6 protein-coding genes are annotated in these 7,495 nt (G+C 62.8%); all 6 read right to left on the bottom strand.

The genetic code is table 11. The features are described 5' to 3' along the window. The coding region (locus B447_RS15435) for a biotin/lipoyl-containing protein (protein WP_002942399.1) at window positions 1-322 on the bottom strand (322 nt) is incomplete at its 3' end. 24 nt (window positions 323-346) lie between these two features. After that, window positions 347-3,199, bottom strand: coding sequence for a 2-oxoglutarate dehydrogenase E1 component (locus B447_RS15430; protein ID WP_037982947.1), 2,853 nt, complete (start codon window positions 3,197-3,199; stop codon window positions 347-349). Window positions 3,200-3,361: 162 nt separating this feature from the next. After that, window positions 3,362-4,657 carry a citrate synthase gene (gene gltA / locus B447_RS15425; RefSeq protein WP_002924950.1) on the bottom strand — a complete coding sequence of 432 codons (1,296 nt, stop codon included), beginning with the start codon at window positions 4,655-4,657 and terminating at the stop codon, window positions 3,362-3,364. Between the two features lie 60 nt (window positions 4,658-4,717). Then, a complete protein-coding gene (locus tag B447_RS15420; RefSeq protein ID WP_002924948.1) occupies window positions 4,718-4,954 on the bottom strand; it encodes an FAD assembly factor SdhE in 237 nt (78 codons plus the stop codon). A 15-nt stretch (window positions 4,955-4,969) separates the two neighbouring features. Then, window positions 4,970-5,680, bottom strand: a complete 711-nt coding sequence (locus tag B447_RS15415; RefSeq protein WP_002924946.1) for a succinate dehydrogenase iron-sulfur subunit — start codon at window positions 5,678-5,680, stop codon at window positions 4,970-4,972. Window positions 5,681-5,699: 19 nt separating this feature from the next. Beyond that, window positions 5,700-7,493 (bottom strand): succinate dehydrogenase flavoprotein subunit, encoded by a 1,794-nt coding sequence (sdhA, locus tag B447_RS15410; RefSeq protein WP_002942396.1) that lies wholly within the window; start codon window positions 7,491-7,493, stop codon window positions 5,700-5,702. Window positions 7,494-7,495: the final 2 nt, after the last annotated feature.

The following is a 7,495-nucleotide window of genomic DNA, read 5'->3' as shown; positions in this document are numbered from 1 at the left end:
CGGCCGAGGCGGCGGGAGCGGCCGGCGGCGGCGTCACCGCCTGCACCGGCGCGGCAACCGGCGCAGCGGCGCCCGCAGCCTTGGCTTCGGTGTCGATCTGGGCGATCAGCTCGCCCGAGGTCACGGTGTCGCCGTTTTGCTTGATGAGCTTGACGAGCACGCCATCGGCCGGTGCCGGCGTCTCGAGCACGACCTTGTCGGTCTCGATGTCGATGAGGTTCTCGTCGCGCGAAACGGCATCGCCTTCCTTCTTGTGCCAGGAAACGAGGGTGGCCTCCGAAACGGACTCGGACAGCTGCGGTACTTTGACTTCGATCAGCATGGATTAATCTCCCTGGTTGTTCTATCAGTGCGGGGACTGCGGTGTGGTTTCCTGGATCGGGCCGAATGCGTGCTCGATCACCGCCTTCTGCTGCTGGTTGTGCTTGGCATAGTAACCAACCGCGGGCGACGCCGCTGCCGGACGGCTGACGAGCAGCAGCTTGCGCTTGGTACCGAGCACATTGACCAGATGCTGACGCGAGGCCAGCCAGTACCACGCCCCCTGGTTGCGCGGCTCTTCCTGGCACCAGACGACTTCCTTGGCGTTCGGGAACTGCTCGATCGCCTTGGCGAAATCGCTTTCGGGGAAGGGATAGAGCTGTTCAACACGCACCAGTGCCGTGTCGGTGATCTTGTTCTCACGGCGATGCGCCAGCAGCTCGTAGTAGATCTTGCCCTGGCACAGCACCACGCGCTTGACCTTCTTCGGGTCGAGCTGCTCGATCTCCGGGATCACGGTCTGGAAGCGGCCGTTGGCCAGTTCCTCGATCGACGAGATCGCCTCCTTGTGGCGCAGCAGCGACTTCGGCGTGATGATGATCAGCGGCTTGCGCAGGCGGCGCACCATCTGCCGCCGCAGCAGGTGGAAGATCTGGGCGGGCGTGGTCGGCACGCAGATCTGCCAGTTGTTCTCAGCCGCCATGTTCATGAAGCGCTCGGGACGCGCCGACGAGTGCTCCGGCCCCTGGCCTTCGTAGCCGTGCGGCAGCATCATCACCAGGCCCGACAGGCGACCCCATTTGGCCTCACCGGAGCTGATGAACTGATCGATCACCACCTGGGCGCCGTTGACGAAGTCGCCGAACTGGGCTTCCCAGACCACGAGCTCGTTGGGTTCTGCAGTTGAATAGCCATACTCGAAAGCGAGCAGCGCCTCTTCCGACAGCACCGAGTCGAAACACTGGAAGCGCGCCTGGCCATCCTGGATGTGCTCGAGCGGCTTGTAGGTCCCTTCGTCCCAGCGCTCGCGCTTCTGGTCGTGGAGTGCAGCGTGGCGGTGGAAGAAGGTGCCGCGATTCACGTCTTCGCCCGAGATGCGCACACCGTAGCCCTGTGCCAACAGGCTCGCATAGGCCAGGTTCTCGCCCATGCCCCAGTCGAGCGGCAGCTCGCCACGGGCCATTGCGGCTCGATCATCGATGATCTTCTTGACGCGGGAATGCAGCGCGAAGCCCTCGGGAACCGTGCTCAGGCGCTCACCCAGGCGCTTGACCTCCTGCGTCGGGATCGCTGTCTCGGCGGCGTCGGTGTAGGGCTGCTTGAGGTAGGGCGTCCAGTCCACTGCATGCTGGCGATTGTGCCCGGACAGCACCGGGTTGTAGAGCAGCTCGCCGCGGTCGAGATGCTCGCGGTACTCGGCGATCATCCTCTCCGGCTCATCGGCGGAGATGCTGCCCTCGGCAACCAGGCGGTCGGCGTAGAGCTTGCGGGTGCCGGGGTGCTTCTGGATGCTGCGGTACATCAGCGGCTGAGTCACCATCGGCTCGTCCTGCTCGTTGTGGCCGAGCTTGCGGAAGCAGATGATGTCGACGACGACGTCCTTCTTGAACTCCTGGCGGAACTCGATCGCCAGCGCAGTCACGAAGGCCACCGCCTCGGGATCGTCACCGTTCACATGGAAGATCGGTGCTTCGACCATCTTGAAGATGTCGGTGCAGTACAGCGAGGAGCGGTAGTCGCGCGGATCGGAGGTGGTGAAACCGATCTGGTTGTTGACGACGATGTGCATCGTCCCGCCCGTGCCGTAGCCGCGGGTCTGGGAGAAGTTCAGCATCTCCTGGTTCACGCCCTGCCCAGCGACCGCGGCGTCACCGTGGATCAGCACCGGCAGCACTTCGCGCTTTTCGGCATCGCCGCGGCGAACCTGGCGCGCGTAGACCGAACCCGCAACCACCGGATTGATGATCTCGAGGTGCGAGGGGTTGAACGCCAGGGTCAGGTGCATCGGACCGCCCGGGGTCATGACGTCGCTCGAGAAGCCCATGTGGTACTTGACGTCACCCGCGGTCAGGTCGGCTGCCGCCTTGCCCTCGAACTCCGAGAACAGCATCGACGGCGACTTGCCCAGGGTGTTGACGAGCACGTTGAGGCGGCCACGGTGTGCCATGCCGATCACCGTCTCGGCCACACCCAGGCTGCCCGCCACTCGAATGATCTCGTCCATCGCCACGATTGCGGTCTCGCCACCTTCGAGCGAGAAACGCTTCTGACCCACATACTTGGTATGCAGGTAGCGCTCGAGCGTCTCGGCGGCCGTGGTGCGCTCGAGGATGCGCTTCTTCATCTCGAGCGAGAACTTCGGCGTCCCGCGCACGCTCTCCAGTCGACTCTGGATCCAGCGCTTCTGCGCGATGTCGGTCATGTACATGTACTCGGCACCGATAGACCCGCAATAGGTCTGACGCAGCGCCTCGAGGATCTCGCGCAGGCTAGCGTGTTCGGTCGAGAACCCGTGGAAGGAGCCGACATTGAAACTCTTCGACAGGTCGGCCTCTGTGAAGCCGTAGTAGGAGGGCTCGAGCTCGGCAATCTGCGGCCGTTCAACGCGCTTGAGCGGATCGAGATTGGCCCAGCGGTTGCCGAGGAAACGGTAGGCGTTGATGAGCTGCAGGACCGAAACCTGCTGCTTGTCCTCGCCGCCACCGGTGACCACGGTACGCACCGGGCCACGCTTGGCCATCTGCTCGAACGCAGCGATCACCGGCCCATGGGCCACGTCGCGCTGCGCAGCGCCGGCCTGGCTCTGCAGCTTGTCAAAGTATTCGCGCCACTCTTCGGAAACCGAAGCCGGATCGGCGAGGTAGTTTTCGTATTGCTCTTCAATGAACGGCGCGTTCGAGCCGAACAAATGCGAGGTCTGTTCGAGTTGCTTCATCATGGTGAAGGCCACCTGTCGTGTTCTGTTGTCGTGCTTTCTTCTTGCTGCAATGCTTGGAAAGCTGCACCTTCGTCCCTGAAGGAAAAACGGGATGACCGCGCACGCGCAGCCACCCCGCAATCATCAGAGTTGGCGAAGCCTCCTCCCTCTCTCCATCGTCTCTTACGGACGCTGTTCGAGCGACGGAACGTCGCGACGCGCAGCTCCGATGTAGAGCTGACGCGGACGACCGATCTTGTACTCGGGATCGGTAATCATCTCTTCCCACTGGGTGATCCAGCCCACCGTACGCGCCAGCGCGAAGATGCAGGTGAACATGGAGGTCGGGATACCCAGCGCCTTCTGCACGATGCCCGAGTAGAAGTCGACGTTCGGGTAGAGCTTCTTCTCCACGAAGTACTCGTCTTCCAGCGCAATGCGCTCGAGTTCCTTCGCAAGCTTGAACAGGCGATCGTTCTCGAGACCCAGCTCGCCAAGCACGTCGGCGCACACCTTGCCCATCAGCTTGGCACGCGGATCGAAGTTCTTGTACACGCGGTGGCCGAAACCCATCAGCTTGAAGCTGTCGTTCTTGTCCTTGGCGCGCTTGATGTACTCGCCGACGCGCGACACGTCGCCGATCTCTTCCAGCATGTTCAGGCAGGCTTCGTTCGCGCCGCCATGCGCCGGGCCCCAAAGGCAGGCGATACCTGCCGAGATGCAGGCAAACGGGTTGGCGCCCGACGAGCCGGCGAGGCGGACCGTCGAGGTCGATGCGTTCTGCTCGTGGTCGGCGTGCAGCGTGAAGATCACGTCGAGCGCGCGCACCAGCACCGGGTTCGGCTCGTACTTCTCGCACGGCGTACCGAACATCATGTGCATGAAGTTGGCGGTGTAGCCAAGATCGTTGCGCGGATACATGAACGGCTGGCCCGTGTTGTACTTGTAGGCCATCGCCACGATGGTCGGCAGCTTGGCGATCAGACGATTGATCGACACGTTGCGATGCGCTTCGTCGGAGAAGTCCATCGCATCGTGGTAGAAGGCCGACAGTGCACCGACAACACCAACCATGATCGCCATCGGATGCGCGTCACGGCGGAAACCGTTGTAGAAGCGGGTCAGCTGATCATGAACCATGGTGTGGTTCTTGATGACACCCTCGAACTCCGTGCGCTGCTGCGCGTTCGGCAATTCGCCGTTCTTGAGCAGGTAGGCAACTTCCAGGAAGTTGCACTTCTCGGCGAGTTGCTCGATCGGGTAGCCGCGATACAGCAGTTCACCCTTGTCGCCGTCGATGAAGGTGATCTTCGACTTGCAGCTTGCAGTCGACAGAAAACCCGAGTCGTAGGTAAACAGGCCGGTCTTGCCGCCCAGGGTGCGGATGTCGATCACATCCTGACCATGGGTGCCGGTCATCACCGGGAATTCGACGGTCTTGCCATCGACGGTTAGCGTTGCAGTGCGTTCAGTGCTCATAGATCGTCCCTTCTACTTGCCGGTTTAACTGCTTGTCGTATCGTGACCGTACCTGCCGCCTCAGCGCTGGCGCAGCAGGCCGATCATCTCCTTCCAGCGGTCCACTTCACATGCCTTGCTGCCATTGACCATCGCCCAGATGTCGTAGTCGTCACAGCGCAGCAGTTCCTCCAGATCCGCAACCTGATCGTCGGTGAGACGATCGAAATCCCGCTCCAGGAAGCGCGTGAACACAAGGTCGAGTTCGAGAAGAGCCCGCCGACACTGCCAGCGCACACGCCCCCTGTTGATGCTCATGGCGTCAATCCGTATTTATACCGCACGCCGGACCATCATGTCCTTGATCTTGCCAATCGCGCGGGTCGGATTGAGACCCTTCGGACAGACATCGACGCAGTTCATGATCGAGTGGCAGCGGAACAGGCGGTACGGATCCTCGAGGTTGTCGAGGCGTGCATTGGTATCCTGGTCGCGGGTGTCGGCCAGGAAACGGTAGGCCGCAAGCAGGCCGGCCGGACCGACGAACTTGTCGGGATTCCACCAGAACGACGGGCAGGACGTCGAGCAGCATGCGCACAGGATGCACTCGTACAGACCGTTGAGCTCCTCGCGGTCCTCCGGCGTCTGCAGGCGCTCGCGCTCGGGTGCGGGATCGTTGTTGACGAGGTAGGGCTTGATCGAGTGGTACTGCTTGAAGAACTGCGTCATGTCCACGATCAGGTCGCGGATGACCGGCAGCCCCGGCAGCGGGCGCAGCGTGACCGGCTGCTCCAGGCTGTCGATGTCGGTCAGGCAAGCCAGACCGTTCTTGCCGTTGATGTTCATCGCGTCCGAGCCGCACACACCTTCACGGCAGGAACGGCGGAAGGACATCGAATCGTCCTTGGCCCGCAGGCGCACGAGCGCATCCAGCAGCTTCTTGTCGGACGGCTCGAGCTCGACCGAGATGTCCTGCATGTAAGGCTTCTCGTCCTTGTCCGGGTCGTAGCGGTAGATCTTGAAATGAACGGTACGCTTGGTCATGAGTATTTCTCCCGGGCGCTCAGTAAGTGCGCTTGGCGAGCGCGATCGGCTCGACGTCGTCGGACAGCGGCTTCAGGTTGACCGGCTTGTAGTCAAGACGGTTGCCTTCGCTGTACCACAGGGTGTGCTTGAGCCAGTTGGCATCGTCACGGCCGTTCGGATTCTCCGGTGTATCGGGCGCGTCATCGCGCACGTGGGCACCGCGCGACTCCTTGCGAGCCTCGGCCGAAACCATGGTGGCACGGGCGACCTCGATGAGGTTGTCGAGCTCTAGCGCCTCCATGCGCGCCACGTTCCAGACCTTGGACTTGTCCGAGATCTCGGTACGCTTGGCACGTTCTGCAACCTCGCCGATCTTCTGCACACCTTCCTTGAGCAAGGCGTCGAAACGGAAGACACCGGCATGCTTCTGCATGGTGCGACGCATTTCCAGGCCCACGTCGAACACGCTCTCGCCCTTGGTCTGGCCGTCGAGTCGAGCCAGTCGTGCAAGCGACACGTCGGCCGCGTCGGCCGGCAGCGGCTTGAGCTTGAGCTGACCCGACTGGAAGTCCTCGACCACGGTCTCGCCCGCCGACTTGCCGAAAACGAGCAGGTCGAGCAGCGAGTTGGTACCGAGGCGGTTGGCGCCGTGCACCGAGGCGCAGGCGCACTCGCCTGCCGCGTAGAAGCCGGCCACCGGACTGTTCGGGTTGCCGTCCTTGGGCACCACGACCTGACCCTTGTAGTTGGTCGGGATGCCGCCCATCTGGTAGTGGCAGGTCGGCACGACCGGGATCGGCGCCTTGATCGGATCCACGCCGGCGAACTGGATCGCAATCTCGCGGATGCCAGGCAGGCGCTTCATGATGGTATCGGGCGACAGGTGCGTGATGTCGAGGAGCACGTGATCCTTGTCGGGGCCGCAACCACGGCCCTCGTTGATCTCGGTCGTCATCGCGCGTGACACCACGTCACGGGAGGCAAGGTCCTTCAGGTTGGGCGCATAGCGCTCCATGAAGCGCTCGCCCGAGGCGTTGCGCAGGATGCCACCTTCGCCGCGCACACCCTCGGTGATCAGCACGCCCGCGCCGGCCACGCCGGTCGGGTGGAACTGCCAGAACTCCATGTCTTCGAGCGGGATACCGGCGCGCGCCGCCATGCCCACGCCGTCACCGGTGTTGATGAAGGCATTGGTGGAGGAGTAGTAGATACGGCCGGCACCGCCCGTGGCGAACACGGTGGCCTTGGCGTGGAAGATCGAGACCTCGCCAGTTTCCATCTCCATTGCGGTGACACCGAGCACGTCGCCGTCAGCATCGCGAATCAGGTCGAGCGCCATCCACTCGACGAAGAACTGGGTGTTGGCACGCACGTTGCGCTGATAGAGCGCATGCAGCATGGCGTGGCCGGTACGGTCGGCCGCTGCACAGGAGCGCATCACGGGTGCCTGACCGTAGTTCATCGAGTGGCCACCGAACGGACGCTGGTAGATCTTGCCGTTGTCGGTACGATCGAAGGGCATGCCGTAGTGCTCGAGTTCGATGACGACCTCGTTGGCCTTCTTGCACATGAACTCGATGGCATCCTGGTCACCCAGCCAGTCCGACCCCTTCACGGTGTCGTACATGTGCCAGTGCCAGTTGTCCTCGGTGGAGTTGCCGAGCGAGGCTGCCACTCCACCCTGCGCCGCCACGGTGTGCGAGCGAGTCGGGAAAACCTTGGTCAACACGGCGGTCTTGAGGCCGGCTTCGGACAACTGCAGGGCCGCACGCAGGCCGGCGCCACCCGCGCCGACGATGACTGCATCAAAGGTACGCTTAGCGACGTTCACGC

The organism is Thauera sp. 27, assembly GCF_000310125.2.
Lineage (GTDB): Bacteria > Pseudomonadota > Gammaproteobacteria > Burkholderiales > Rhodocyclaceae > Thauera > Thauera mechernichensis.
The sequence above is the reverse complement of the archived record's forward strand: the minus strand, read 5'-3'. Positions and strand labels throughout refer to the sequence as shown.

Excerpts from the sequence above, each read along its gene's own strand:
- B447_RS15430 (WP_037982947.1), bottom strand. The coding sequence starts at position 3,199 with ATGATGAAGCAACTCGAACAGACCTCGCATTTGTTCGGCTCGAACGCG.
- gltA (WP_002924950.1), bottom strand. The coding sequence starts at position 4,657 with ATGAGCACTGAACGCACTGCAACGCTAACCGTCGATGGCAAGACCGTC.
- B447_RS15420 (WP_002924948.1), bottom strand. The coding sequence starts at position 4,954 with ATGAGCATCAACAGGGGGCGTGTGCGCTGGCAGTGTCGGCGGGCTCTT.
- B447_RS15415 (WP_002924946.1), bottom strand. The coding sequence starts at position 5,680 with ATGACCAAGCGTACCGTTCATTTCAAGATCTACCGCTACGACCCGGAC.